The following is a 25,480-nucleotide window of genomic DNA, read 5'->3' as shown; positions in this document are numbered from 1 at the left end:
GTCAGGGTCAGCGGGCGCTTGTGGTCTCGCGCTGCGCCAGGCTGGGAACGATCAGCCGGACCTCCACGGGCTTGTCCGAGTTGAGCCGGTCCATGACCATTTCGACGGCGGCACGGCCGATGTCGTGCGCGGGGATGGACACCGCGGTCCACGGTCTGACCGCAGCAAGGGCCACATCCTCGGGGGCGATCACCACCACGGAGATGTCCTCGGGAATACGCAGACCTCGTGCTGCCAGCGCCTCGTGCAGCAGCGGCAGCAGCCCCTCGTTATGGACCACGAGAGCCGTGACCGGGGCATCGCCGTCGAGCACTGCGTTGAGCGCCTCCGCGAGGGCCGGCATGGAGGCTTCGCAGGCGCGCAGCACAGAGTCCGCGCCGGCGGCATCACAGGCCTCAGTGAATCCCTTCCTGGCGCGGTCCGCGTAGGTCGCGTGGCGCTCAAGGGAGGCCTGCGGGGACCCGATGAAGCCGATACTGCGGTGGTTCAGATCGACCAGGTGCCGCACGGCGGTGCGGGAGGCGCCGGCGAAATCGAAATCGACGCAGCTGAGCCCCTGCGGATCGTCGGGCAAGCCGATCAGCACCGCGGGCTTGCGCAGCTTCGCCAGAAGCGGGATGCGGGGGTCTCGGGCCTCGATGTCCATCATGAGAAGCCCGTCCACCATCGACTGCGACGTGACGCGTTCCAGCCCACCGGCGTCGTCCTGGGTCAGGAGGAGGACGTCCTGGTTGTAGGTGCGCGCGGTGGTGACAACAGCGGCGACGAACTGCATGATGACGCTGACGTTCACGTCAGCGCGCAGCGGTGCCATCAGCCCCAGCACGTTGGACCGGTTGGAAGCGAGCGCCCGCGCTCCGGAGTGCGGGCTGTAGTTCAGCTTCCGGATGGCGTTCTGGACGGCCAGCCGTGTCTCCTCCGAGATGGTCCGTTTGCCGCTCAGCACATAGGAGACGGTGCTCAGCGATACTCCGGCTTCCCGGGCGACGTCATTCATGGTGGCCACAGCTCCCATCCTAACTTCGACACCGTTCGATCCCTACCATCGAGGAAACCAACGTGTGAGTGCAGAAGCGCTTCGACACTCACCCGCACACTTTCACGCACGAAATAGAGGAACAGCATGAAATTCACTGACGGTTACTGGATGTACCGCAAGGGGCTGACGGCCCTGCACCCGCGGGACATTTCCGACGTCGTTGCCACCGATTCGGGCCTGGAAGTCTATGCACCGACCCGGCAGATCAATGCGCGCGGCGATGCGTTGAACTGCCCGCAACTGACGGTTTCCTTCACGTCACCGCTTGAGGGCGTCATCGGCGTGACCATCGAGCACTTCCAGGGAACACTCGACCCCGGTCCCCGGTTCGATGTACAGGAAGCGCACCCCGCCGTCGACGTGTCGGTCGGTGAAACACACGCGACCCTCACCTCGGGCGCGCTGACCGCGTCTGTCAGTCTCACCGGCGACTGGACGGTCGACTTCACCGGTGAGGGCAGGCACCTGACCAGTTCGGTGCCGCGCAGCGTCGGTTTCATTACCGACGACGCCGGACGCTTCTTTGTGCACGAGCAGCTCGCCCTCGGCGTCGGTACCAATGTGTATGGCCTTGGCGAGCGCTTCGGGGCGTTCGTGAAGAACGGCCAGTCGGTGGATGTGTGGAATGAGGACGGTGGAACTTCGAGCGACCTCGCCTACAAGAACGTGCCGTTCTTCCTGACCAACTCCGGGTACGGGGTGTTCGTGAACCACCCGGAGCGCGTCTCGTTCGAAATCGGGTCCGAGGTCGTCTCACGGGCGCAGTTCAGCGTTGAGGGCCAGAAACTCCAGTACTTCGTTATTTACGGGCCCTCCCCGAAGGAGATTCTGCGCCGGTACACCGAGCTGACCGGCAGGCCCGCACGTATCCCCGCGTGGTCCTACGGTTTGTGGCTTTCCACCTCGTTCACCACGGACTATGACGAGAAGACCGTGATGTCCTTCATAGACGGGATGGCCGAGCGGAACCTGCCGCTCTCCGTCTTCCATTTCGACTGCCACTGGATGCGGGCGTTCCACTGGAGCGACTTCGTCTGGGACCCGGCCACCTTCCCCGATCCGGAGGGCATGCTGCGGCGGCTGCACGAACGCGGCCTGAAAGTCTGCGTGTGGATCAATCCGTACATTGCGCAGCGTTCCCACCTGTTCCGGGAGGGGCAGGAGCTCGGCTACCTGGTGCGCAGGGCTGACGGGTCGGTGTGGCAGTGGGATCTCTGGCAGGCCGGCATGGCCCTGGTGGACTTCACCAATCCCGATGCAATCCTCTGGTACCAGGACAAGCTGCGGGTGCTGCTCGGGCAGGGAGTTGACTCCTTCAAGACCGACTTCGGCGAGCGCATCCCCACCGACGTCGTCTGGCATGACGGCTCGGATCCGCAGCGGATGCACAACTACTACACGCAGCTGTACAACGAAGCGGTGTTCGAGCTCCTCGAGAAGGAGCTGGGTGTCGGCGAAGCGGTCCTGTTTGCCAGGTCCGCGACCACGGGCGGACAGAAACTTCCCGTGCACTGGGGCGGGGACTGTGAATCCACGTTCGCCGCAATGTCCGAATCCCTGCGCGGCGGGTTGTCCCTCGCGTCCTCGGGCTTCGCGTTCTGGAGCCATGACATCGGCGGATTCGAGGGCACCCCGCAGCCGGAGATCTTCAAGCGATGGATAGCGTTCGGGCTGCTGTCCTCGCACTCGCGCCTGCACGGATCCAACTCCTACCGGGTGCCCTGGCTGGTCGATGAAGAGTCGGTGGACGTGCTGCGCCATTTCACGGAACTGAAGATGCGCCTGATGCCCTACCTGGCCGGTGCCGCGGAAGAGGCGTACTCATCGGGCACACCGCTGATGCGCCCGATGTTCCTTGAATTCCCGGACGATCCCGGATGCGCCCACCTGGACCGGCAGTACATGCTCGGAAGCAACCTCCTCGTTGCCCCGGTGCTGGAGGCCGACGGCGAACACTCCTTCTACCTCCCCGAGGGAACGTGGACTCACCTCGAAACCGGCGAAACTTTGGAGGGCCCGCGGTGGCACAGCCGGTTCTTCCCGGTTCTGGAGGCTCCGGTATTCGTTCGCCCGGGAACGGTGCTGCCGATGGGCACGGTCTCAACCCGGCCGGATTACAACTGGGCAACCGACGTCGAGTTCAGGGCGTTCGCAGTTGGGGAGGGGCATCGGAGCACTGTTCAGGTGCCTTCCCCCGACGGTTCCTTGACCTCCTACGAGGTGGCCGTTACGCAGGGCGAGGTGAGCGCCGTCGTCGTGGGTTCGTAAGGGAAAGGAGAATCCTCTCTTTCCGCAGGTCGGGTGCTAGGGTCTACAGCATCCACACGGGTGCCCCATTGCAGGGGCTGAGATCGGGCTGATGCAGCCTGCGACCGTCGAACCTGTCCGGGTAATTCCGGCGAAGGAAGTAGGAACCTTGAGTTATTCACATTCGATCGCCTATGTCCGCGACACGGAACACGATCTCGCTGTTCCAGTCACCGAGATAAGCCTCTCCCCCTCCCCCGACGGGACTGCGAACCCGCCTCTGCGCGTGTACCGCACGGCAGGCCCGGGCAGCGACCCGGTCCGCGGCCTGCCTCCGCTGCGGCGGCACTGGATCCAGGGCCGCGGTGACGCACAGCCCTACCGCGGCAGGGAGAGAAACCTGCACGACGACGGCAGGTCCGCAGTGCGTCGCGGCCGCGCCTCCCAGGAGTGGCAGGGTGAGCAATCGGTACCGCTGCGCTCCCGTGAAGGCCGGACGGTGACCCAGATGCACTACGCACGGAACGGCGTCATCACGGAGGAGATGCGGTTCGTCGCGCTGCGGGAGAACTGCGACGTCGAACTGGTCCGTAGCGAGCTTGCCGCCGGGCGGGCCATCATCCCGAACAACATCAACCATCCCGAGTCCGAGCCCATGATCATCGGCAAGGCGTTCCTCGTGAAGATCAACGCCAACATCGGCAACTCCGCGGTGACCAGCTCCATTGCGGAGGAGGTCAGCAAGATGCAGTGGGCCACCCGGTGGGGAGCGGACACCGTCATGGACCTGTCCACCGGCGACGAAATCCACACCACCCGGGAATGGATCATCCGTAACTCCCCCGTGCCGATCGGCACAGTTCCGATCTACCAGGCACTTGAAAAAGTCAACGGCGAGGCCAATGAGCTGACCTGGGAGATCTTCCGCGACACCGTCATCGAGCAGTGCGAGCAGGGTGTGGACTACATGACCATCCACGCCGGCGTCCTGCTGCGCTACGTCCCGCTTACGGCGGAGCGGGTCACCGGCATTGTGTCCCGCGGCGGCTCCATCATGGCCGGCTGGTGCCTTGCCCATCACCGCGAGAACTTCCTGTACACCCACTTCGACGAGCTGTGCGAGATCTTCGCCCGCTATGACGTCGCGTTCTCGCTCGGGGACGGGCTGCGCCCCGGTTCCATCGCCGACGCGAATGACGCCGCCCAGTTCGCCGAGCTGGACACGCTCGCGGAACTGACGGAGCGTGCCTGGAAGTACGACGTCCAGGTGATGGTCGAAGGCCCAGGCCACATCCCTTTCCAGCTGGTACGGGAGAACGTGGAACGACAGCAGGAACTATGCCACGGCGCCCCGTTCTACACGCTGGGCCCGCTGGTCACCGACGTCGCACCCGGCTACGACCACATCACTTCAGCCATCGGGGCCACCGAGATCGCCCGCTACGGCACGGCGATGCTCTGCTATGTCACCCCGAAGGAACACCTCGGCCTGCCCAACAGAGACGATGTGAAGACCGGCGTGATCACCTACAAGATCGCCGCCCACGCCGCTGACCTGGCCAAGGGCCATCCCGGCGCATCGGAGCGGGACGACGCGCTGTCGAAGGCCCGGTTCGAGTTCCGCTGGCGCGACCAGTTCGCGCTTTCCCTCGACCCGGACACCGCCGAGGAATTCCACGATGAAACGCTCCCCGCCGAGCCGGCGAAGACCGCCCACTTCTGCTCGATGTGCGGTCCGAAGTTCTGCTCCATGCGCATCTCCCAGGACATCCGTGACCAGTTCGGTGGAGTGTCCGCGCAGGAAGCCATAGCGGGCATGGCGGGCAAATCAGCCGAATTCCGTGCCGCCGGCAGCAAGGTCTACCTCCCGGCTCCGGCCCTGCCTCACTCGTAGGAGCATCATTCAACGGACGACGGCGGCCGGTTCCCTTCGGGGAACCGGCCGCTCCATGATACGGCGCCTGGGATCTGCGGAAGTACTAGGCTTCCTGCCGCACTGCCAGCCAGTCTCCGTGGTGGGTGATGTCGGCGCCCTGAGCGGCGGCAACCGCGTCACAGGCGAATCCAACTGCGGAAGAACCATCCTGCAGCCGCACCGAACCGAGCAGCATCGGCTCGGGCAGGGCCGCCAGGAACCGGCCCAGCGCCGCCTCCGAGAGCAGCCAGCGCTCACCGACGAGCTCAGCTCCGTCCTCCGACCGGTAAACCCCCGGCTTCGGGGGCTGGGTATCCAGGGACACCATCCGGTACCGGGCAGCGGTTCGCACGGGCCCATCCCAGAACGCTCCGAGGGCTTCCAGTTCCCGTGCAAGCGGCTGGCCCAGGCGATGCGCACCGACCACAACGAGGGGTACCGCCGTCGCTCCTGCAGCCAGGGGCCAAGGCGTGCCGGGTGCCGTCAGACGGACCGCCGCACCATCGGCGAACAGTGCCGGCGAAGTCGGCGTGTCCTCGATCCTGCGTGCGATGTCCGCCACCACGGCGTCGTCAAAGGTACGTCCCACCACCGTCAGGCCGAACTGGGAACCTTCCACCTCCCCGGCCGGCACGGCGACCGCACACAGATCGAACAGGTTGCAGAAGTTCGTATACGTCCCCATCCGCGAGTTGACCCCCACGGGATCCGCGGCCACCTCGGCCAGCGTCGGGTGGAACGGTGCCGTGGGAACAATCAGCGCATCGAACCCGTCGAGCAGTTCCATCGCCTGCGTCCTCAGCCTCTCCAGCCTTGCCGTGTCTGCGACATACCGGTGGGCAGGCACGTCACCGGCCCTGCCGATGATTCCGCCCACGGTTGGGTCCAGACCTTCCGGGTTCCCGGATAGACCCGAGGCCGTTTTCACGAACTCACCGACGGCCGCATACCGCTCGGCCACCAGGCCGCCGTCGTACAGCAGGCGCGCGGCTTCGAGGAAGACGTCGAACTCGATCGCTTCGGCAACCACTCCCTCATCCTCAAGCCGGGTGATCCGGCGCCCGAACTCGTCAGCCCAGGCCTCGGGCAGCTCCGGCAGCCGCGCCGGATAAGCAACCCGCGGCGCGCTTGGTGCTGCCAGCCGGATATCCGCCGGCCAGGGCCGTGCACTCCCTGCCATCACGCCCATGGCCAGTTCGGCGGTGGTCAGTTCCCGCGCGAAGATCGTGACTGCGTCCCAGGAACGGCATGCCGGTACGACGCCGTCAGTAGAGACGACATTCAACGTCGGCTTGATGCCCACGATCCCCTGAAGCCCTGCGGGCACCCGGCCGGAACCGGCGGTGTCGGTGCCGATCGCAATGTCCGCCAGGCCCAGTGCCACAGCCACTGCCGAACCGGAACTGGAACCGCCGGAGATCCGGTCCGGGCGCCGCGAATCGCGGACGACTCCGTGCGGGCTCCGTGTGCCGACAAGCCCGGTGGCGAACTGGTCCAGGTTGGTGGCCCCGAGGACGATCGCTCCTCCCGCCTTCAGCCGGGCTACAGCGGGGGCATCGGCTTCGGGCAGGTAGCCGAAACCAGGGCACGCCGCGGTGGTGGATATGCCCTGGACGTCCACGTTGCTCTTCACCGCCAGGAGCAGGCCCGCCAAAGGCAGTTCCTCACCGGCCGCCACAGCCGTGTCGACCGCGGCAGCCTCCGCCAGCAACTCGTCGCCGTCCCGTAGCGCAATCCAGATCTCGGGCCGCTGCACGGCCTCCACTGCGGCAAGAGCTGCGCGGACCCGCTCGGTGGCGGCCGTCGTCGTGGTTGTTATGGCGCTCATGCTGTTACTCCTTCAAGTTCCCTGTCGCCTTCGACGTCGGCGTCCTGAGCGCTGCCCAGGACCACCACGGCCTCGCCGGCTACTATCTGCGCTCCCGCCGCGGAAAGGACGCTGACTACCACCCCGTCGTCAGGGGCGGTCAGGACGGTTTCCATCTTCATCGCTTCGAGGGAGACCAGGGTCTGGCCGCGGACCACCCGCTCGCCGACTTCCACATCCACCTTCCATACACTCGCCGCGAACGGCGCGGAGACCAGGGACCCCCCGTCAGGAACCACCACGTCATCCGTGGCGGGTACGACGACGGCGGCAGCGTCTGCGCGGTCGAACTCGCCGGCATCGGCCCAGGCTTGCCGTTCCCCTGCGAACGCGGCCGCCTGCTGGGTACGGAACGCCGCGATGGAGGCGCGGTTCTCCTCGAGGAACAGCTCGTGCTCGGCGAGGGAGAAGGTGCCGTCCTCTATCTCGACGCCGCTTCCCCTGCCGGCTGCCATATCCGCGCGCAGGTCCAGCAGCTCCTCAGGGCTTACCGGATACCAGGAGATGCGGTCGAAGAATCGCAACAGCCAGGGGGAACCCGGTTCGAACGGCGCGGAATCGGCATAGCGGGACCACACCTGGGTGGTGCGTCCCACGAACTGGTAGCCGCCGGGGCCTTCCATGCCGTAGATGCACATGTAGGCGCCACCGATTCCTACTGCGTTTTCGGGGGTCCAGGTCCGCGCCGGGTTGTACTTCGTGGTCACCAGGCGGTGCCGCGGATCCAGCGGTGTGGCCACGGGTGCGCCGAGGTACACATCACCCAGTCCGAGGACCAGGTACTCGGCATTGAAGACGGTATCGAACACCTCGTTCACCGACTCCAGCCCGTTGATCCGCCGGATGAACTCGATGTTCCACGGGCACCAGGGGGCGTCGTCGCGAACGCCGGTCATGTAGCGTTCGATCGCCTCGCGGGTGGCTGGGTCGTCCCATGACAATGGCAGGCGGACCGAACGGCTGGGCACCACCAGCTCCGAACTCGCGGGCAGGGCCTGCTCAATTTCCTGCACCAGGCCCAGCAAGCGGCGGGTGGGCAGGACGGACGGATCAACCTTGATCTGCAGGGAACGGATACCCGGAGTCAGGTCCACGATGCCGGGCAGCTGTAACCCGGCGATGTGCTGGTGAAGGGCATGGACACGTGCCCGCAGACCGAGGTCCAGGACCATGTCGCCGAACTCGACCAGGAGATTGTCGTCGCCGGAGCGACGGTAGGTGACTGCAGGCCGTCCGGTATTTTCCGGCACCCGGCCGAGTACGCCGTCGTCGCCGTCGCCCCGTCCCGTAGCGGCACTGTTCCCATTGGTTGCCCAGGCCACATCACCGGGCAGGATCAGCTGCCGGCCGGGTCCAAGATCCTTGATGGAGGCTGTTTGACTCACCTGGACGGGCACAAACCGGACCCTGTCGCCGGGCCGTAGTTGGCCGAGCTTCCAGCGGTCTGCCGCCACCACGGTGACGGGGCAGACGAACCCGCCCAGACTCGGCCCATCGGGCCCAAGCAGGATCGGGGTGTCACCGGTGAAGTCCAGGGCTCCCACCGAGTAGGCGGTGTCGTGGATATTGGAGGGATGGAGACCCGCTTCGCCGCCGTCGTTCCGGGCCCAGCGCGGCTTCGGTCCGATCAGCCGGACGCCCGTGCGGGCAGAGTTGAAGTGCACCTCGTACTTGGCTGAGTAAAGCTCCTCGATGTCTTCGCGCTGGAAGAACTCCGGGGCTCCGTGTGGTCCCTCGACCACGGTGAGTTCCCAGTCGGTAGTGAGGACCGGGCGGGAATCGAGTGGAACCGGACCGTGCGGCCGCGCGACCTCCCCGGCAACCGGCTCGGTCGGGACCGCGCGGAGCACGTCGCCCGTGCGCAGCGCCCTGCCGGCGTGGCCGCCGAACTGTCCCAGTGTGAACGTGGACGCGCTGCCGAGATATTCGGGGATGTCCAGGCCTCCCTCGAACAGGATGTACCCGCGGAGGCCGGCACCGTCGGCGGTACCGACGTCGAGTGTTCCGCCCGCCGGTACGGTGAGCGGCTCCCAGGCGGGTGCAGCTTTGCCGTCCACGCTAACGAGGACATCGGCACCCACCACGCACACGGTGGTGTTATGGGTGAAGTGCAGCCTGGGGCCCGCCATGGTGAATTCCAGGCCCGCAGTACCTTCCGGATTGCCAAGCGCCACGTTGCCGAGGCGGAAGGACAGGTCATCCATGGGACCGCTCGGTGGGACGCCCACCTGCCAGAGTCCGGTGCGTCCAGGCCAGTCCTGGACGGTGGTCTGCAGGCCGGGCCGTTCCACTGTTATCCGGGGCTCGGGATCACCGACGCTGTCGAGCGTGCTCGTCGAGTGTAGGACGCTGCGGACGACGTCGAGGCCGCTGACTGCGCGAAGCATGCCGAGGTTGGTTTCGATGCCGTCAATGCGTGTCACGCTCAGAGCCGCAGCCAGCCGGTCGAAGGCCTCGTCACGGCTGGCTCCAGCTGTAATGATCTTTGCCAGCAGGGGGTCGTAATTGGTGGAGACCTCGCTGCCCGTCTCTACCCAGGCATCAACGCGAGCGCTTGAGGCGTCGGGATAGACGGCATTGGTAACGGTTCCGGCGCTGGGCTGGAAACCCCGGGCGGGATCCTCGGCGTAGAGGCGAGCCTCGACTGCTGCGCCGGACACGGGCACACTGTCGGGCATGTCTGCGAGGACGGCGGCGGCGTCCTCGCCGCCCTGGGCCAGGCGAAGCATCCATTCGACGAGGTCTACTCCCGTGACGGCCTCGGTGACCGGGTGCTCCACCTGGAGCCGGGCGTTGACCTCCAGGAAGGACGCTTCCCCGCGGACCGGATCGTAGACGAATTCCACAGTTCCGGCGGAGCGGTACTTCAGGGAGGCGCAGAGCGCGCGTGAGCTGCGATGCAGTTCCTCGCGCAGATCATCCGCCAGGTCGGGTGCGGGTGCTTCCTCCAGAACCTTCTGGTGCCTGCGCTGCAGGGAGCAGTCACGGTCCCCCAGGCTGACTACCCGGCCTTCCCCGTCACCGAAGATCTGCACCTCCACGTGCCGCGCGTTCTCGACGTAGCGTTCGGCGAAGATGCCTGCGGTGCCGAAGCTGGCGCTGGCCATGCGGGCGACGCGGGGGAAGTTCTCGGCGAGTTCGTGTTCGTTGCGGCAGATTGTCATTCCGATCCCGCCGCCGCCGCCGGTTGCCTTGAGCATCAGCGGGTAGCCGATGTTTGCTCCGGCTGTCAGGGCCGCATCGACGTCGGGCAGCAGTCCGGACCCGGCGATCATGGGTACGCCTGCCTCACGTGCGGCGTCGCGCGCGGTGTGCTTGGTGCCGAAAATCCGCAGTTGTTCAGCAGTGGGTCCCACAAAGACCAGGCCCGCGCGCTCCACGGCCTCAGCGAAGTCTGCATCCTCGGAGAGAAAGCCGTAGCCGGGGTGGATGGCGCCGGCCCCGGTTGAAGCGGCGGCAGCCAGCAGTGCGTCCACCCGAAGGTACGAGTCCTTGGCGGGGGCCGGGCCCAGGAGGACAGCCTCGTCCGCGAGTTGCACGTGGCGCGCGCCGCGGTCGGCTTCTGAGAAGACGGCAATGGTGCGCAGTCCGAGATCGCCTGCCGACTCGATGATCCGGCAGGCGATCTCGCCGCGGTTGGCGACCAGCAGGGTGTCGAAGCGGGTCACTGTGAAACCTCCGGACGGGTGATGATCATTCGGACGGGAGTTGGGTTGAAGCCGTTGCACGGGTTGTTGATTTGCGGACAGTTCGAAACGAGGACCAGGGTGTCCTCTTCTGCCCGGAGTGCCACGCGCTTGCCCGGAGCAGACAGCCCGTCAACAATCCCGAGAGCGCCGTCAGAGTCCACCGGCACGTTCATGAACCAGTTGATGTTGGAGACCAGGTCCCGTTTACCGAGCCCCCAGCGGGAGCCTTCAATGAGGAAGTTCTCGACGCAGGCATGCTGCTCGCGGGTGTGCTGGCCGTAGCGAAGGGTGTTCGACTCCTGCGAGCAGGCCCCGCCGATGGTGTCGTGCACGCCCACCTCATCGGCAACCACCGTCATCAGTGCCGCACCGGTGTCGGCGCGGAGCACTGATCCGGTGGTGAGGACGATGGACTGCTGTGCGGCGATGGTTGTTGCTGCGGAGTAGCGTACTGAGGTATCTCCGGCGGCGTAGAGCAGGCAATCCACGGCCTGGTTTCCCTCCAGGTCAACGATCGTCAGCACATCGCCTGCCCTGACCACCGCAGACCAGGGACCGCGGGCCTCGACGAACTCATCGAGGACGACTGCGCCCGGTACAAGGGCGGTGCTGCCGGCTTCCGGCTTGGTTTCCTGGATTTCCGTGACGGGGTTCATCGGGCGTTCCTTGCTGTGAGGTCGTGTTCGGTGTTGTTCAGCGCCTGGAGGTGTTCCGGTGAGAGCGGACCGGCGAGCTGCCCCTCAGCCAACGCGTCGAGGTCCTCGGGCGCGCTCCAGGCGAGAATGTCGACAGCGGTGCCGGTGAAGAGCGGCCGCGGGTCCAGCGGGTGCGCAGTATTGGCCAGCACCAGCACGGCGTCCATTTGGAGCAGCAGGTCCACCGAAGCACCGGGACCGGCGCTTCCGGTGAACGCGATAGTGCCGGCTGGGTCAACGGTGATGCCCTTGAAGAAAGACAACGACGGCGCCACGTCCCGGGGGCTGAGACCACACTTGAGTGCCCCCAGGGTGAGAAGCTCACGGGCTGCCGGTGATGCACTGTGCGCACTGCCCGCACCGTACCGGGCGGTGTTGCCTGCCACGGTGGTGGCGCCGGTGAGGGCGTCGTGGCTGGACGAGGTATCCGCCACAATGGTGGCCATCAGGCGCCCTGCGTCGGACAGCAGGGGGTGGCCGAGTGTCGGATACGCCTGCCACGGAACCTTCACTGTGTCCGCAATGTTCAGGCGCTCATGCATTGCTCCCGCCCGGTAGAGGAGGCTGTGCACGCAGGCGTCCCCGCTTGTGTCCGTGATCCTCACACGTGTCCCGCGTGCCAGCGGGAGGGTGGTGTAGCGGCCGAAGGCAAGGGATTCGCTCCAGACCAGGCGGTGGCGGCCGGCGTCGGGCAGTCCGGCAGTCAACGCCTCGGGCGCGGAAGCGGCGGGAACGTGGCGCATGGTGTCGGCGGAGCGTCCGTGCTGGCTGCGGGCGTGGGCGCGGGCACCGGCGGTGGTGGCCGTGCCGGTCGTTGCTGTTTCTACTGTCTGTGTCATATCAATCCTGTGAGTGGTGCGGGTACGTGCGGAGCGGACGGGTTTCAGGCCTTCACGGCCAGGGTGCGGCGGCGGACCCAGATCCCGAGGAACAGGACCAGTCCCACCATCAGCGGCGCCGAATAGAGCAGGATCCCGTTCTCCCCGGAGGGGTCGTAGACCTCGGGTCGGGGCCAGGCCAGGTTGAGCACCATGACGGCGCCGTAGAGGACGGCGAGGATGTTTACGGGAAGCCCCCAGCGCCCTAGGGAGAAGAGGCCGGCGGGCATGGTCTGCCCAACGCCGTTCCAGTCACCGCGCAGGCGGTTGATCAGCTGGGGCACAGTGACCATCAGGTAGGCGAGGTACACCATGACAATGCAGACGCTGGTGAGGGTGGTGAAGAGAGCAGCGTTTCCGACGTTGATGCCGAGCACTGCTACGGCGAGGGCGCCGATGGCGATGGAGGGCCACATCGGTGTGCCGCGGGTCGGATGGACGGAGGACAGCAGTGCGGAGGCCGGGAGCTTGCCGTCCCGGGCCATCGAGAAGACCAGCCGTGATCCGGCGGTCTGGATGGCCAGGGTGCAGACGAAGATGGCCACGGCAACGTCCACCAGGAGCACCTTGCCCCAGAAGGTTCCCAGGACTGCCGTAAGCACGTAGGGAAGCCCCTCGGTGGCGAGTCGGCCGTCGTCAAGGCTGGGTGCCGCCATCAGCGCGGTGATGATCATGAGCGCTCCACCGATGCCGGAGATGATGAGCGCCGAAAGAATGGTCCGGGGAGCAGTCCGGCGCGGATCCTTCGTTTCCTCGGACAGTTCTCCTGCGGAGTTGAAGCCGACCATCACATATGCGGCCATCAGGCCGGACACCAGGAACGCGCCCACGGCACCCAACTCGGAGCCCTGGAGGACTGTGGTTTCCATGACCACGTCGGGACCGCGCTGCGCGGCAGTCGCCAGAGCGAGGACAACCGCTATGACGCCCACGATCTCGCAGGTGACGCCGATCGAGTTGACGTGGGACATCAGCTTGACGCCGAGGCAGTTGATGATCGTCGTGGCGATGAGGAGGCCCGCACCGAGGACGACGGCGTTCGTGGCGCCGGTTACGGTGTTCAGTGCAGGGTCCCCGCCTACGAGCTGGAAGCCGTCCCAGAGCTGGGGCAGCACTACCTGCAGCGCGATGGCGGCAGCAGCGGCGGTGACCACCTGGGCCAGTGCCATGAACCAACCGGCGAACCAGCCGACGGTTTCACCGCCGGCGCGCCGAGACCACTGGTAGACCGCCCCCGAGAGGGGGTACCGCGCGGCCAGCTCGGCGAAGTTGAGGGCGACCAGGAGCTGTCCCACAAGCACCACGGGCCAGGTCCAGAAGAAGGCGGGGCCGGCGAAGGAGTAGCCAAAGGCGAAGAGCTGGAAGATGGTCGTCAGGATCGAGACGAAGGAGAAGCCGGCCGCGAAAGACGCGTATCGCCCCAGCTTGCGGTGCAGGGCAGGTTCATAGCCGAGGGAAGAAAGGTCGGCATCGTCCGCATGTGCGGACGCGGGGAGAGCAGTGGACGTCATCGGGATCTCCGTAGCTGGAACGGGACAGGCAGTGGATCGTTCCGGCAAATGCAGCGATGAAGCCGATAGCTGCTGAATACCGGTCACTTGATAGTTTTCCAAGCGGATATGCCCGAACGGTTTCACCTCTGTGAAAGGCTCATTGAGAGCTTGTTTCCCGGATATTTCGCCTTTCTCACCAACTGGGGCCACCCGAATCGTGCGTCAGTAGTGATGCAAGAATGATGCAGTGACCACAGGACCGGGCCGCCCCCGCAAACAGCAGCCCTCCCGGCCCGGAGCCACCGCCATCGATGAGATTCTCGACGCCGCCGCGGAACTTTTCACCACACAGGGCTTCGCGAATACATCGACGCGTGCCATCGCCGACGCCGTCGGGATCCGCCAGTCCTCCCTGTACCACCACTTCAAAACGAAGGATGACATCCTCGAGGTCCTGCTCTCCGGCACGGTCGCAGGCGGGCTGGCGTTCGCCCGCGAGATCACCCGGGACCGTCCTCCACACGAGAAACCACTCGCCGCCGCTGCCCGCCTACATGCGACAGCGCTTTACGACGGAATCCAACTGTGCACCGCCCGCTGGAACCTGGGCGTCCTTTACCACCTGCCGGAAGCGCGAAGTGAGCGTTTCAGCAGCTTCCTGGAGGACAGGCGGGAACTACGGGGCCTGTATCAGCGCCTCGGCGCAGAGCTTCCCGGGAGCGGCGCATCCGACGCCGCCCATAACGGTGACCTGGCTTTCCGGCTGGTTGAGTCCCTGGTGAGCCTGCGGGCCGATGGGCTGAGCACGCCGGACTCCCCGATGCAGGTGGCAGACGCCGGCATCATTCTTTGCGGCCTGGGCGACCGGTTGAAGGAGATCCGCGCGGAAAGCAGGGCGCTCATTGCCGCCCACGGTACGGTCCACGCAGACGCCGTTCCCTGCGCAAACAGCGCGAGGTAACGCCGTCGTCGTCGTTCCTACTTCTTGGCCACCGATTCGGCCATGAACTCGGCAACCACCTGCTGGGAAATGGCGACGTCGAGGACAAAGACGCCGTCGTCGTTGGCGGCCAGCCAGTCGCTCAGTTCCGTGAGGTCCGCCAGGGTGCGGGCTTTGGCGCCCTCGGCACCGAGGGCTCGCCCGACGGCGGCGAAGTCCACTTCATCGATCAGCATCGCCTTGTTGTGCAGTCCCTTGGCCGCGTACTGGTGCAGTTCGGCGCCATAGGCGGAGTCATTCAAAACCACCACCACTCCCCTTCGGGTGGCGCGGAGGAACGTCTCGAAATCCGCCAACCCCATCAGGCCGCCGCCGTCGCCGCTGACCAGGACGGTGGTGCGCTCCGGCCGCGCCACAGAGACCCCCGCGGCGGACCCGAAGCCCATGCCGATGGCCTGAAAGGCCGTGCCGACCAAGATCATGGCGTGCGGATCCGGCACCGACAGATACATCGGCGCCCACCCGATGAAGTGCCCGCCATCCATGACCACCGACCGCTCCACCGGCAGGATACTCTCCAGGGCAGCGACCACCGCCCGCGGATTCAGCCGTCCGTCGGGGCCGAACTCGACCGGATCCTCTATGGGCGAGGAAGAATGGAACTCCTCCCCGGCGACCTCGGGGACCTGCTCGCGCCACGTGGTCGGTGCTTCCTGCACCCGCTCCAGCAGGCTTTCAACGAAGGGGCGGATGTCGGCGCGGATGTAGTCCACGACGATCGGATGATGCTCGTCAGGTTCGTTGTCCACCCGAATAATGCGTGTTTCCGGCGGGAAGAGGGTTCCGTAGCGCGTCTGGAAGATGTTCATGCTCGCTCCCACCACCAGCACGACGTCCGCCTGGCGTGCCACGTCGAGGCGGTGGCGTCGGGTGAATCCGCCCGCGACGCCAAGGTCCCACTCGCTCTCGAACGCGTTGATCGCCATCACTGAGGTCATGAAGAGCGCGCCGAGGCGGTCACCGATGGTCCGCAGCGCAGCGGCTGCGTCCGCGAGCACGACACCGCGGCCGGCGATTACCACCGGACGCTGCGCCGAGGCGAGCAGGTCGGCGACGCGTTCCAGGTCATCCGTTTTGGGTGGCCACTCTGCCTTGGCGGGCAGCGGGTCGAGGGGTTCGGATTCGGTGAGCGGTGCCGTGGCCAGGTCATAGGGGATGGCGACGATGACGGGCTGCACCGTCTGCAGTGCGAGGTCAAAGGCGCGATGGGTGATTTCGGCTGCGTTGCCGGGATGGGCAACGAGCGTGGTCACGCCGACCGCTTCGGCGGCCATCGTCTGGTCGAGGTCGAAGTTCCGTGGCCCGCTGGACGGCGCGTCGCCGACAACAAGGACCAGTGGGATGCGGGCAATGCGCGCTTCGGCCAGGGTTGTATAGGCGTTCGTGAAACCGGCGCCGTACGTAGTGGTTGCTGCGGCGACTCCGCCGGTCGCCCGGTGATACGCGTCAGCCATGGCGACGGTAGCGGATTCATGCCGTGCGGAAGTGAACGGAAAGCCACGCCTCGTGAGCCGGCTGATCAGGTGCGCATTGCCGTTGCCCATGAGCCCGAACAGGTGCCCGGCCCGCTCCGCGACCGCGTCAGCCACCGCCGCCGAAACGTGGCCCTCGTCCGGAAGCGTGGGAGTCTTGCCGGACTGTGGAACGTGTGTGCTGGCGCTCGTCATTGGTTCTATCCACTCCTTCGTGTCGTCGTGAATAGGTTATCGGTCATGGGCAGGCCGCTCGCATCGGGTGCCGAAAACGCCACCGGCCAGCGACGCGGCGACGCTGGAGCGGCCAATGGGAGTCCCTTGGCACCTAGGAAGCCGTGGGCGGTGCCCCGCGTCGGCCGTGATGCTACTCAGTCCCCGGCATGGTCCGGTCGACGCCCGGACAGATCCTCCACCGCCTGCTCGATGCCCACAGCCTCGCGTTCGACGTCCTCCATGTACAGCTTGCCAGCCGTGATCAGGCCACCCTTGATCTCGAAAAGGGTCACTCCGCGCACCTGGACCGATTGACCGTCGGTGCGATTACCGAACCAGAACCATTCGGTCCATGTGGTGTTCCCGTCCTCGACCGAGCGGATCAATTCTGCGTGGAGGTCAGGAATCCCGACCAACATTGCCGCCCAATTCGCGCGCATTTGTTCCCTGCCCACAAAGGCCCGGCCAGGGTGGGCAGGCTGCTCGCTATGGTATTTCTCGTGGAACAGCGCCGCTGCCGCTTCGAGATCGTGCGCGTTCAACGCCGCCACAAGCCGATCTATAACTTCACGCATCTGGGCTCTCCTTTCGGCTGACTGGTTCCCTTTGATCCTTCGATTCCCTGCCCGAAGAACTGCAGGTGCACCTTGTCCATTGATCAGTCAGGCGAAGCTGACGGTTCGGCCACCGGTCCCGGCCCCCCGATCGTCTGGACGAGAAACGTCTCGTCGTACTTGCATCCGTCCGGGACGTCCGAGAGGTTGTCCTCATCGGAAGGTAAGAAGCCCCCACCCAGCGCGACAGGAACCTGAAGGGCGATCCGATGATCCCCGGAGCGGATCACCAACTCGTCGGCACCCTCCAGCGAACTGCCCTGCGGAAAGAGCATCGTCACTTCCTGGCCGTCGAAGGTGCGACCGGCAACGCAGGAGTGCTCATTGAGAAAGAGTGTGCCCTCGAAGAGCGCTTCCATGACGGCGTCCACCGGCCCGGTACGCGACACCACCAGCAGTTCACCGTTGGGTCCTGATTCCGTACCGGGCTTGGGCTGCGGGATCCAGGCACATCCGGAGGTCAGCACGATGAGCGCAATTCCCCAGGCTCGAAGGAGTGCTCGCGACATGGAACCAGAGTAGCCCGCCCGAACGTCGCGCATCCTTCAACTTTCCGCCCGGCACATTCTGGGTTCGGGTAGAACCACGAACGAAGGATCCAGAAGAGACGCCTTATGGTTCAGTAGCGCAGGAGCGCTACTGCATCGGTTTCCTTGGGAAGTTCATCCGGCGATACAACATGGACAACCCCTCCGTGTTGCAGTGTCTCGGTTGCGGCGACGCCCAAGAGATCCTCTCCCCGGGATTCGAAGACGGGCCCTGTCTCAAGTCTGTCAGCCTCGCTGTCGTAATGCCCCCAGATCGGCTCGCCGTCGTTAACGAGTAAAGTGCCGACCCGCCCCTGGTGTGATGCGCGAACGATGTCCCCGATATGGCTCGTTGCTGCATTGTCGCCTCTGCCCAGAAGCTCAGCGGCGTTGGTGATGGCTTCCATCTGTCCGCTTTCCAGCCGTTCCTTCGCCTGCTCGTAAGCCAGATTGTGCAGCGCTGAAGTATCAAGTGAGCTCGGATTGGTCTCCACGACGCCCGCCAGGAGCTCGCCAAGGCCGCTCGCTTGCTGGAAATGCCCGCTGAGTTCAGCATCCGCGACGAGCACCAGGGGTTGGGGGTCCGAGGAAAGCCGATTCTCAACCGCCTTCGCCACGTCGGCGACGAATTCCTGGAGGCGTGCTTTCCGGAAATCAGGTGGGCTGTCTCCATAAACCTGTGCATTCGGAATGTTCGCTGTCCCTACATTGGGACGCGCAGGAGGACTGGCCTGCACCGGATTCTCATAATCGTTTTCCACTGACGTTCTCTCAGGAAGACCGGCGGTTGTGTCCTCAGTGATTTCATAACGTGACGCATCGAAGAGAACAGCTTCATCGGCCGTCACTGTCAGGACGGAAAAGCGACCGTCTGCAGCCAGGAGGGGCAGCAGAGGCCTGATATGAAACTTCTCTCCCACCACCACGAGTTCCTCGAAGCTGAGGGGAACCCTGAACTCTCTTGTTTGTTCCGTGTTGATGCAGAGAGCCAATCCAGTGTTCTGGTGCTGCCAAAAATCGCGGTCTTCCAGAAGGGCGACGGCGGGCTCAAGGATAGAGTCGGCGTCTGCTTCTGACAGGTCTGCGGCGATGAGCCTTGTCCGGGCCTCGGCCAGGAGATTCTTCAGGCGAATGGGGTCCTGCCGCACTTCTTTCCCTTTGGGATGTGTCTGCATGAAAATCGATACCGCAGTGGTTGAGTCAATGGTCATCAGTCGGGTCAGATCGGTTTGCGTGAACAATTCAAGGTCCTTCCGCAGAGCGTGTTCCGTACTGCCTTAGCGGTGACAACTGACGGCGGACTCGATCTCACCGGTCAGTTCCTCACTGCCTTCGACGCTACTGTTTGTATTCGCTGCTGGCCACCCTCCCAGCTGCGTAATTGATCTCGATCGTTGTTAGAGTGTGCTTCCGTTTGGTGCCGGTTGGGGCTAGGTTTCCGTTCATGCGAGCCCTCTCCCAGACCGGTCTGATCATGGCCGTGTCCACGGTGTTGTTCGGCGCCGCTGCGTGTTCTGCGCCGTTTCCCCTGGTGCCCGATCAGGCGCCGAACGCGAGCGCCGTCCAACAGTCGTTGGAGGCCGCTGATTACGGGGTGCACCTCGCAGCGCTGCAGGACATCGCCGATTCGAATAATGGGAACCGTGCAGCAGGTACATCCGGATACGAGGAGTCCGCCCAATATGTCGAGGCGGTCCTTCAGGAAGCCGGTTATACGCCCGTCCGGCAACCCTTCTCTTACCAGGACGACGGCGAATGGGTCGAATCCTTCAACATACTGGCCGACACGCCCGGCAGCGATGCCCACACCATCGTCGTCGGAGGTCATCTGGACTCGGTGCTCAAGGGCCCAGGAATCAACGACAACGGCAGCGGTGTTGCAGCGATGCTGGAAGTTGCCAGGTGGATCGCCGCGGCCGGCGAAGACCCTGCCAACCGCGTGCGGTTCGCCTTCTGGGGTGCCGAGGAGGATGGCCTGGAAGGTTCCACGCACTACGTGAATCAGTTGACCGACGCTCAAATCGATCAGACCGCGATGAACCTGAACATCGATATAGCGGGATCGCCTAACGGCGCGCGCTTTGTCCATGATGGCGACGGGTCCACCTTCGGCGGCCGGTATCCCGACGGTTCGGCTCAGATCGAGGAAATGTTCCTCGACTATTTCGCCACATCCGGCCTAAGCGTCGAACCCGCGGTCTTAGACGGAGGGTCCGACTACGCCGCATTCGAAGAAGCCGGCATACCCGTGGGCGGCCTCTTCACGGGCGACGTAGGAATCAAAACGGCGCAGGAAGCACAAGCGTATGGCGGAACTGCCGGCGAGCAACATGACCCGTGCTACCACCGACGCTGCGACACATTGGACAACGTCGACGTTGACTTGCTCGCGGAAATGACAGCCGCCCTTGCACATGTGACCGCGGCGTTCGCCTCTGCCACACCCAAGTGAATCTACCTCGATCCTCGGGAGTACTTGGGCATGCTTGCCGGGGTGTAGTCCGAATCGAAGGATCTGCCGCGATGCTGGAAAGGGAATTCGCTTCGGAGAACCAGGCAGCGTCACGTCTAAGTAGAGAAAGGGTAACGCCGCGATAACGGTGCCCGCGACGGCGGTAACGGGTCGATAGCTCTCGTGGGTTCTCTCTACTAAGCCTGCTTACGGTGTTGGGAGGGGCTGAACAAACCCAACCGCACGACGGGCCGGCTCGCGCCGCCGGACCCGAACCCAAAGGAGGAGTCATGGGCACTATGACCAAGCAGACCTGGATGAAGAGAGCCGCCGCGCTGTCGATCCTGCCGATCACTGCATTCGGGCTCGCAGGGTGTAACACCGAAGGACCCGAACAGGGCACCGATGTGGAGGACATCTCCGAGGGCGACATCGCGGAAACTTCACCGGCACCTGAAGAAACGGTAGCCGAACCCATGCCGGGTTTTGCCGGCCCGTATGACCAGAACTTCTACGACGAAGCCGACGCCTACGTGGGCCAGGAGGTCACAGTCTCCGCGGAGGTGACGGAAACCCTCTCGGATGACACGTTCGTGATTGCCGGTGCCGCCGGCACCACCGTTGATCCGCTGCTGATCCTCGAGATGGAGGAGATTCCTCCTCTCGATGAGGGCCAGGTCGTCGAACTGACCGGCACAGTCCAGCAGGGGTTTGACGTCGTGACCGCGGAGGAGAAGCTGGGGATCGACCTGGAGGACGAGCTCTACGCCGACTATGTGGGAGAGCCCTACATTGAGGCCACGAGTGGAGGGATCCTCGAGGACGAGTAATCATCGCCTGCCATCCCAGTAAGTAACGGACGTCTCGACGGGGAACGTGGGCCGACCACATGTTCTCAGAATCCGAAAACCAAGCAGCCTAGTAGCGGCACGCGACTACAGGCAACCACAAGAGGTGACGATGTGACGCATCCTGAACCGGAAACATCCCGGGAATTACTCAGCCACGCATCGCGCCTCTTGGCCAGCGTTTGGAACCGACGCCTTACCGGCCTTGGCATCACCTATGCCGGCTACCTCGCCTTGTCAGCAGCAACCACCAGCCCGACCCCTCGCCAATCTGCGATAGCACAATCACTTCACGTCAAAACCCCCACCGCCGGCGGCATCCTGGATAGGCTGGAACAGCAAGGACACGTCATCACCTACCATCCAGCAAACGACAATAGGTGCCGGATGGTCCACATCACTCCTCGCGGGCGAAAGGTTCTACAGGTCGGCCGCGACATCGAGAAATCTCTCTTGACAGGAGCCGAGGGGCTACGTGCCCAACTCCTGCAAGTCCTTCCCCAACTTCTGCAGCCAGGTGTGATCTAGTACGTTCTGTTGACGGGGTGTGGGGGCGGGGAGCTTGCCGCGGAACCACAGCCGGCAGCGCCGACAAGTGCAGCGCCGGCAAGCGAGGCTCCGACAAGCGCTGTGCCGGAAACCACTGAATCGCCGGAACCTGAAGTGTTAAGCCCAGTGACTTACAAGGTTTCGGATGGCTTCGAGACATTTGACGCTATGCCTGCTGAGTGACGGTGACGACCACCCTTTATTCGAGCCGTCCGCGTCCGACGCGAAACAGTTGCGCCATTCGTTTCCTCCCCGGGCTTCATGAGTCTTATACGCCCTCGAGTGACCCCTCACCCGTCTTGTCAATCTGTCTGGCCACCGCAAGATGAACACCAGTGTCCGCGACACGGTCAACCGACTCCAAAGATTCAACGATTTCCTTGCCCTCGCTCGTCTCTATCAACAGGCGCCCCCTACGAGCGGGCCGGTTTGTTCGCGCCACTTCCCGCAAGCTTGCTTCCAGCATCGGCTGACTCTGACTCCCACCAAGAACCAGACTCAGTGGTGGCTTGGTGCCCTCCGCAAGCTCCAAAGCCTTCACCACCCCGACGATCGTCCCTGTCCTATCCAACACGGCCATACCAATACGTATCCTGCTTAGGCGTGCCATGTTCTATTCCTATCTTTGCAGCAATGGCCTCCTAAGCTATCGAGCGAGCATGGCTAGAGGCAGGTAAATGGCTGGGAACTGAGTGGAAGAATTCAGGGAGGATGCGGAAAGCTAGCTCGGGATTCCCTGTACGGGTGTGAAGGTCAGCGCGGCTGACACGAGACACAGGGTATGTGACGTCGCAACGGTGTGAATAACGAGTAGGTAAAGCTGGGGTTACGCCGCGATATCGACTCCTGCGACAGAGGTAACGAGCGAATCGCTCAGCTAGAACCCGGCCTACTAAGGATGCTTACGGTGTTAGGGTCGCCCTCAAAATTACCAATCCACAAGATGGGCCGGACCCAACTTAGAGGAGGACATGCGAACTATGAGTAAGCGCACTTGGATGAAGAGAGCAGCGGCGTTATCGATCCTGCCGATCAGCGCTCTGGGAGTAACGGCCTGCGACGGGACATCAGGTTCGGAAGAAGGAGCGGACGTCGGGAGTTGACCTCGACGATGCTCTCTACGAGGACTGGGAGGGCGAGACCTACGTCCAAGCGAGCACGGTCGACACCTCAACGGCCGGATCTGCGCAATCACCGGAAAGTTCTCGTCGTGGACACCCGGGTGGGCGTCCCCGGATAAATTTCTCGACAACGCTGGCCGCCTCACGGCTAACCTTCAGTAGAAACCACATAAGAAGGAGAAATAAGCCTTGCATACTCATAGGAATGGCGCCCACGTCCGTGGGCAACGTATCGGTGATGCGTGCAGGCCCGCAGCCGTTCTCAGCGTCGTGGCCGCCGCCATATGGTTCGGGATACCGGAAACCATCGGCTTCAGCATCCTCACAGTCGGGCTGATGTTTCCCCGGCCCCACCACCTCGCCGGGCTTTTCGACGCGGCATTCAGCGCGACGATACTCCTTGCTTCCTGGAGCGCGGGGGCTGCGGCGATCATCGCCGGCGCCCTGCTGGCTCATTGGAAAAACCAGGCCGCCGACATCCAAAGTTCAGCGAAACCATGAGCGCCTCCAACCCCGCCGGCATGACCAGCATCTGGAACACGCGCGCCGGCCACGCCACGGTCAAGCTACTTCTGGTGATCCTCGCCGTCTTCGCTGCCGTCATGGCGATCAATGCCCTGACCGCGGTGCAGCTGGTCCTCGTACCAGTACTGGTCGCGCTGCTGCTGACCGCCGCGATCAGTCCCCTGGTTCACTTCCTTCAACGCAGCGGCATGCCAAAACCGGCGGCCACCTTCATCTCCCTGCTAGCGGGCATCCTCGCCCTGGTCGGCTTGGGAGCAGCGGTGACCTATTCCATCTACGCTCGGTGGGATGAGCTGAGGGCCAACACTGATGCAGGCTTCGGCAGGCTTGAAAGAACCATCGCCCAGAGCCCGCTACCGTTCTCAGAACAACAGATCCGGCAGGCGCGGGAGAATGCGATCCAGTCCCTCACCGGGGGGTTCTCCGCTGGTGATGCCATCGCAGCCCTCAACACCGTCGCGGTGTTCCTGACCGCCCTGCTACTGACGATTGTGGTCCTGTTCTTCTTCCTCAAAGACGGCAAAGCCATGTGGTCTTTCCTCACCCAAACCCTCCACGGGGACCGGCGCGAGCGGACCATGCGCGCAGGTAGGAACGCCGTGGAAACCATGGGAGCCTACGTCCGCGGAATCACGATCATCGCCGCCATCGACGCGGCAGGTATCGGACTGGCCATGCTGCTGCTCGGGGTTCCCCTCGTTCTACCCCTGACTGCCATCGTCTTCCTCGGCGGCTTTATCCCGGTCGTCGGGGCAACCATCACCGGGATCTTCGTCGTCCTGGTCGCATTCGTCACCAATGGCGCCGGCACGGCCCTAGCCATGGCTGCCGCCGTCATCATCGTCCAACAACTCGAAGGTAACCTCCTGCAACCGGTCATCATGGGCAAAGCCGTCAAACTCCACCCGCTGGTGGTCCTCCTGGCACTGGGCGTCGGGGGGATCCTCGCCGGTGTCATCGGAGCAGTCCTTGCCGTGCCCGTAGCTGCGGTGATTTGGACCGTCATCAAAGGCTGGAACATGGCCACACCCGATCAACCGATGCCTCTGGGAAGATCAATCGGGGAGGAGCATTCATGACCGATGTGACCGTTGGGTTGGTCGCTGATCCCGGACTTCCCCGAGAGATTGTTGATTCTCTGATGAATGGCTTCAAGCAACAGCTGGAAAACCGTTTCGCCGGTCAGGCGGTTTGGCAGGTGGAGACCAGCAGCGAGAAGTTGCCCCTCAACGCCGAAGGTGAAATCCCCTTTCTTTCCCTGGCCAGGAGACTGCAGGCAGAGAAGCATTGGGATTACTTCATCTATCTGACTGACCTGCCCCGGCTCAAAGACGACACTCCCATGCTCTGCGAGATCGACTATGCAACCAACGCGGCGCTCATATCGCTTCCCACTCTCGGGGCAGTGGCCATCAAATCCTCGGTCCAGAGGCTAATACTGACGCTGATTCACCTTATGAAGGATCAACAACGTCCTGACAACGCCCAATTGTCGAAGGACATGGGTTTCGGGAGGGCTCGTTTCCAGTTCCTGGAAGAGCCGAGTGAGGTGGCCTACCTCACTGCTCCGGGCGTGTGGAACCGTCTTCGGCTGCTGACGGGAACGATCCGCAGCAATCGTCCGGGACGACTGGTCCCCGCGCTTTCTAGCTCCATGGCCGCAGCGGCAGCGACCGGAGCGTTCGGTATCTTCTACGCATCTATCTGGCGGATGGCTGACGCCCTCCCACCGGTTCGGCTACTCCTCATCAGCGCCCTTGCCATTTCGGCCCTCAGCATTTGGCTCATTGTCCACAACGGGCTGTGGAACTCGTCGAGCCATGTCTCGACACCGCGGAATGCCGCCTGGGACAACGCCTCTGCAATCCTCACAGTCCTGCTCAGCGTCACAATGATGTACGCCGCCCTCTTTGCGCTGGTCTTCTTCGGTGCCGTAGCCGTCATCTCGACTGAATATCTTCAATCGGAACTCCAACACCCAGTGAACTTCACGGACTACATAGAACTTTCATGGCTTGCCGCCTCCCTCGGCACAACTGCAGGAGCGCTCGGCTCAAACTTCGACAGCGACGAGGCGATCCGAGAAGCAACCTACAGCCGCCGACAACACGAACGAAGGAAACTGGCTGATTCCGAAGAGGACTGACCCTCCCCGCGACGCTGCAAACCGCGTTTGCTCCTTTGCCCCTGCCGGAACGGCTCTATCGCTGGTTTTGTTTCGGGATGACAACTTTTCGCAGCACAATGACTGCCGCGGCTGCCACGGGAACCGCGACGAGGGCCCCGATGATTCCGCCCAATGTGCCTCCTGCCACCACGGCGATGACGACCAA

General features: G+C 64.1%; 19 protein-coding genes and 1 riboswitch. Of the genes, 9 read left to right on the top strand and 10 right to left on the bottom strand.

Going from position 1 to position 25,480, the window contains the following annotated elements; translation table 11 throughout:
• Positions 1-7: 7 nt before the first annotated feature.
• Positions 8-997, bottom strand: a complete 990-nt coding sequence (locus tag AC4D2M_RS10805) for a LacI family DNA-binding transcriptional regulator (protein WP_490892073.1) — start codon at positions 995-997, stop codon at positions 8-10.
• Between the two features lie 126 nt (positions 998-1,123).
• Between AC4D2M_RS10805 and yicI the strand changes: the two genes are divergently transcribed.
• Together yicI and thiC are read left to right on the top strand one after the other, a co-directional pair.
• A complete protein-coding gene (yicI, locus tag AC4D2M_RS10800) occupies positions 1,124-3,307 on the top strand; it encodes an alpha-xylosidase (RefSeq protein WP_490891810.1) in 2,184 nt (727 codons plus the stop codon).
• Positions 3,308-3,353: 46 nt separating this feature from the next.
• A riboswitch (TPP riboswitch) is annotated at positions 3,354-3,463 on the top strand.
• A complete protein-coding gene (thiC, locus tag AC4D2M_RS10795; protein ID WP_490891809.1) occupies positions 3,456-5,180 on the top strand; it encodes a phosphomethylpyrimidine synthase ThiC in 1,725 nt (574 codons plus the stop codon). Its footprint overlaps the riboswitch before it by 8 nt.
• Positions 5,181-5,265: 85 nt before the next feature.
• Here the strand turns inward: thiC and atzF are convergent, their stop codons facing one another.
• From atzF to AC4D2M_RS10770, 5 genes are read right to left on the bottom strand one after another with little or no spacing between them, the layout of a single operon-like run.
• Positions 5,266-7,029: an allophanate hydrolase gene (atzF, locus tag AC4D2M_RS10790; RefSeq protein ID WP_490891808.1), complete on the bottom strand. Its 1,764-nt coding sequence runs from the start codon at positions 7,027-7,029 to the stop codon at positions 5,266-5,268.
• Positions 7,026-10,736, bottom strand: coding sequence for an urea carboxylase (gene uca / locus AC4D2M_RS10785; RefSeq protein WP_490891806.1), 3,711 nt, complete (start codon positions 10,734-10,736; stop codon positions 7,026-7,028). Before uca ends, atzF begins: the two co-directional genes overlap by 4 nt.
• Positions 10,733-11,413, bottom strand: coding sequence for an urea amidolyase associated protein UAAP2 (locus AC4D2M_RS10780; protein ID WP_490891805.1), 681 nt, complete (start codon positions 11,411-11,413; stop codon positions 10,733-10,735). The genes uca and AC4D2M_RS10780 overlap by 4 nt, the downstream gene beginning before the upstream one ends.
• A complete protein-coding gene (locus AC4D2M_RS10775; RefSeq protein WP_490891804.1) occupies positions 11,410-12,291 on the bottom strand; it encodes an urea amidolyase associated protein UAAP1 in 882 nt (293 codons plus the stop codon). Before AC4D2M_RS10775 ends, AC4D2M_RS10780 begins: the two co-directional genes overlap by 4 nt.
• 44 nt (positions 12,292-12,335) lie before the next feature.
• Positions 12,336-13,841: an amino acid permease gene (locus AC4D2M_RS10770; RefSeq protein ID WP_490891803.1), complete on the bottom strand. Its 1,506-nt coding sequence runs from the start codon at positions 13,839-13,841 to the stop codon at positions 12,336-12,338.
• 229 nt (positions 13,842-14,070) lie between these two features.
• Here AC4D2M_RS10770 and AC4D2M_RS10765 point away from each other — a divergent pair, with 229 nt between their 5' ends.
• On the top strand, positions 14,071-14,784 hold the full coding sequence (locus AC4D2M_RS10765) for a TetR/AcrR family transcriptional regulator (protein WP_490891802.1): 714 nt from the start codon (positions 14,071-14,073) through the stop codon (positions 14,782-14,784).
• A gap of 17 nt (positions 14,785-14,801) precedes the next feature.
• Here AC4D2M_RS10765 and AC4D2M_RS10760 read toward each other — a convergent pair whose 3' ends face one another.
• From AC4D2M_RS10760 to AC4D2M_RS10745, 4 genes are all read right to left on the bottom strand, one after another.
• The gene (locus tag AC4D2M_RS10760) at positions 14,802-16,490 is read right to left on the bottom strand and encodes a thiamine pyrophosphate-binding protein (protein ID WP_490891801.1); all 1,689 of its coding nucleotides are present in this window, start codon (positions 16,488-16,490) and stop codon (positions 14,802-14,804) included.
• A 176-nt stretch (positions 16,491-16,666) separates the two neighbouring features.
• Positions 16,667-17,086, bottom strand: a complete 420-nt coding sequence (locus tag AC4D2M_RS10755) for a nuclear transport factor 2 family protein (protein ID WP_490891800.1) — start codon at positions 17,084-17,086, stop codon at positions 16,667-16,669.
• 83 nt (positions 17,087-17,169) lie between these two features.
• Positions 17,170-17,634, bottom strand: a complete 465-nt coding sequence (locus AC4D2M_RS10750; protein ID WP_490891798.1) for a hypothetical protein — start codon at positions 17,632-17,634, stop codon at positions 17,170-17,172.
• A 110-nt stretch (positions 17,635-17,744) separates the two neighbouring features.
• On the bottom strand, positions 17,745-18,893 hold the full coding sequence (locus AC4D2M_RS10745) for a baeRF3 domain-containing protein (RefSeq protein WP_490891797.1): 1,149 nt from the start codon (positions 18,891-18,893) through the stop codon (positions 17,745-17,747).
• Between the two features lie 203 nt (positions 18,894-19,096).
• Between AC4D2M_RS10745 and AC4D2M_RS10740 the strand changes: the two genes are divergently transcribed.
• The 6 genes from AC4D2M_RS10740 to AC4D2M_RS10715 all read left to right on the top strand — a co-directional run bounded on the left by AC4D2M_RS10740 (position 19,097) and on the right by AC4D2M_RS10715 (position 25,293).
• Positions 19,097-20,104 carry a M20/M25/M40 family metallo-hydrolase gene (locus AC4D2M_RS10740; RefSeq protein WP_490891795.1) on the top strand — a complete coding sequence of 336 codons (1,008 nt, stop codon included), beginning with the start codon at positions 19,097-19,099 and terminating at the stop codon, positions 20,102-20,104.
• A gap of 290 nt (positions 20,105-20,394) precedes the next feature.
• A complete protein-coding gene (locus AC4D2M_RS10735; RefSeq protein WP_490891794.1) occupies positions 20,395-20,934 on the top strand; it encodes a hypothetical protein in 540 nt (179 codons plus the stop codon).
• Positions 20,935-21,066: 132 nt separating this feature from the next.
• The gene (locus AC4D2M_RS10730) at positions 21,067-21,480 is read left to right on the top strand and encodes a MarR family winged helix-turn-helix transcriptional regulator (protein WP_490891793.1); all 414 of its coding nucleotides are present in this window, start codon (positions 21,067-21,069) and stop codon (positions 21,478-21,480) included.
• Between the two features lie 1,331 nt (positions 21,481-22,811).
• Positions 22,812-23,123, top strand: coding sequence for a hypothetical protein (locus AC4D2M_RS10725; protein ID WP_490891792.1), 312 nt, complete (start codon positions 22,812-22,814; stop codon positions 23,121-23,123).
• Positions 23,120-24,226, top strand: coding sequence for an AI-2E family transporter (locus AC4D2M_RS10720; protein WP_490891791.1), 1,107 nt, complete (start codon positions 23,120-23,122; stop codon positions 24,224-24,226). The genes AC4D2M_RS10725 and AC4D2M_RS10720 overlap by 4 nt, the downstream gene beginning before the upstream one ends.
• On the top strand, positions 24,223-25,293 hold the full coding sequence (locus tag AC4D2M_RS10715; protein ID WP_490891789.1) for a hypothetical protein: 1,071 nt from the start codon (positions 24,223-24,225) through the stop codon (positions 25,291-25,293). Before AC4D2M_RS10720 ends, AC4D2M_RS10715 begins: the two co-directional genes overlap by 4 nt.
• The last annotated feature ends 187 nt before the right edge of the window (positions 25,294-25,480 follow it).

The sequence above is a fragment of the Arthrobacter sp. TJ-270 genome, from assembly GCF_058269075.1.
This window is presented reverse-complemented; position numbering and strand designations above follow the sequence as displayed.

What these genes read in the sequence shown, in the direction of transcription:
- atzF (WP_490891808.1), bottom strand. Translation starts at nt 7,029, where the DNA reads ATGAGCGCCATAACAACCACGACGACGGCCGCCACCGAGCGGGTCCGC.
- AC4D2M_RS10760 (WP_490891801.1), bottom strand. Translation starts at nt 16,490, where the DNA reads ATGACGAGCGCCAGCACACACGTTCCACAGTCCGGCAAGACTCCCACG.
- AC4D2M_RS10735 (WP_490891794.1), top strand. Translation starts at nt 20,395, where the DNA reads ATGGGCACTATGACCAAGCAGACCTGGATGAAGAGAGCCGCCGCGCTG.
- yicI (WP_490891810.1), top strand. Translation starts at nt 1,124, where the DNA reads ATGAAATTCACTGACGGTTACTGGATGTACCGCAAGGGGCTGACGGCC.
- AC4D2M_RS10715 (WP_490891789.1), top strand. Translation starts at nt 24,223, where the DNA reads ATGACCGATGTGACCGTTGGGTTGGTCGCTGATCCCGGACTTCCCCGA.
- AC4D2M_RS10780 (WP_490891805.1), bottom strand. Translation starts at nt 11,413, where the DNA reads ATGAACCCCGTCACGGAAATCCAGGAAACCAAGCCGGAAGCCGGCAGC.
- AC4D2M_RS10770 (WP_490891803.1), bottom strand. Translation starts at nt 13,841, where the DNA reads ATGACGTCCACTGCTCTCCCCGCGTCCGCACATGCGGACGATGCCGAC.
- AC4D2M_RS10750 (WP_490891798.1), bottom strand. Translation starts at nt 17,634, where the DNA reads ATGTCGCGAGCACTCCTTCGAGCCTGGGGAATTGCGCTCATCGTGCTG.
- AC4D2M_RS10755 (WP_490891800.1), bottom strand. Translation starts at nt 17,086, where the DNA reads ATGCGTGAAGTTATAGATCGGCTTGTGGCGGCGTTGAACGCGCACGAT.
- AC4D2M_RS10775 (WP_490891804.1), bottom strand. Translation starts at nt 12,291, where the DNA reads ATGACACAGACAGTAGAAACAGCAACGACCGGCACGGCCACCACCGCC.
- AC4D2M_RS10740 (WP_490891795.1), top strand. Translation starts at nt 19,097, where the DNA reads ATGCGAGCCCTCTCCCAGACCGGTCTGATCATGGCCGTGTCCACGGTG.
- AC4D2M_RS10720 (WP_490891791.1), top strand. Translation starts at nt 23,120, where the DNA reads ATGAGCGCCTCCAACCCCGCCGGCATGACCAGCATCTGGAACACGCGC.
- AC4D2M_RS10805 (WP_490892073.1), bottom strand. Translation starts at nt 997, where the DNA reads ATGAATGACGTCGCCCGGGAAGCCGGAGTATCGCTGAGCACCGTCTCC.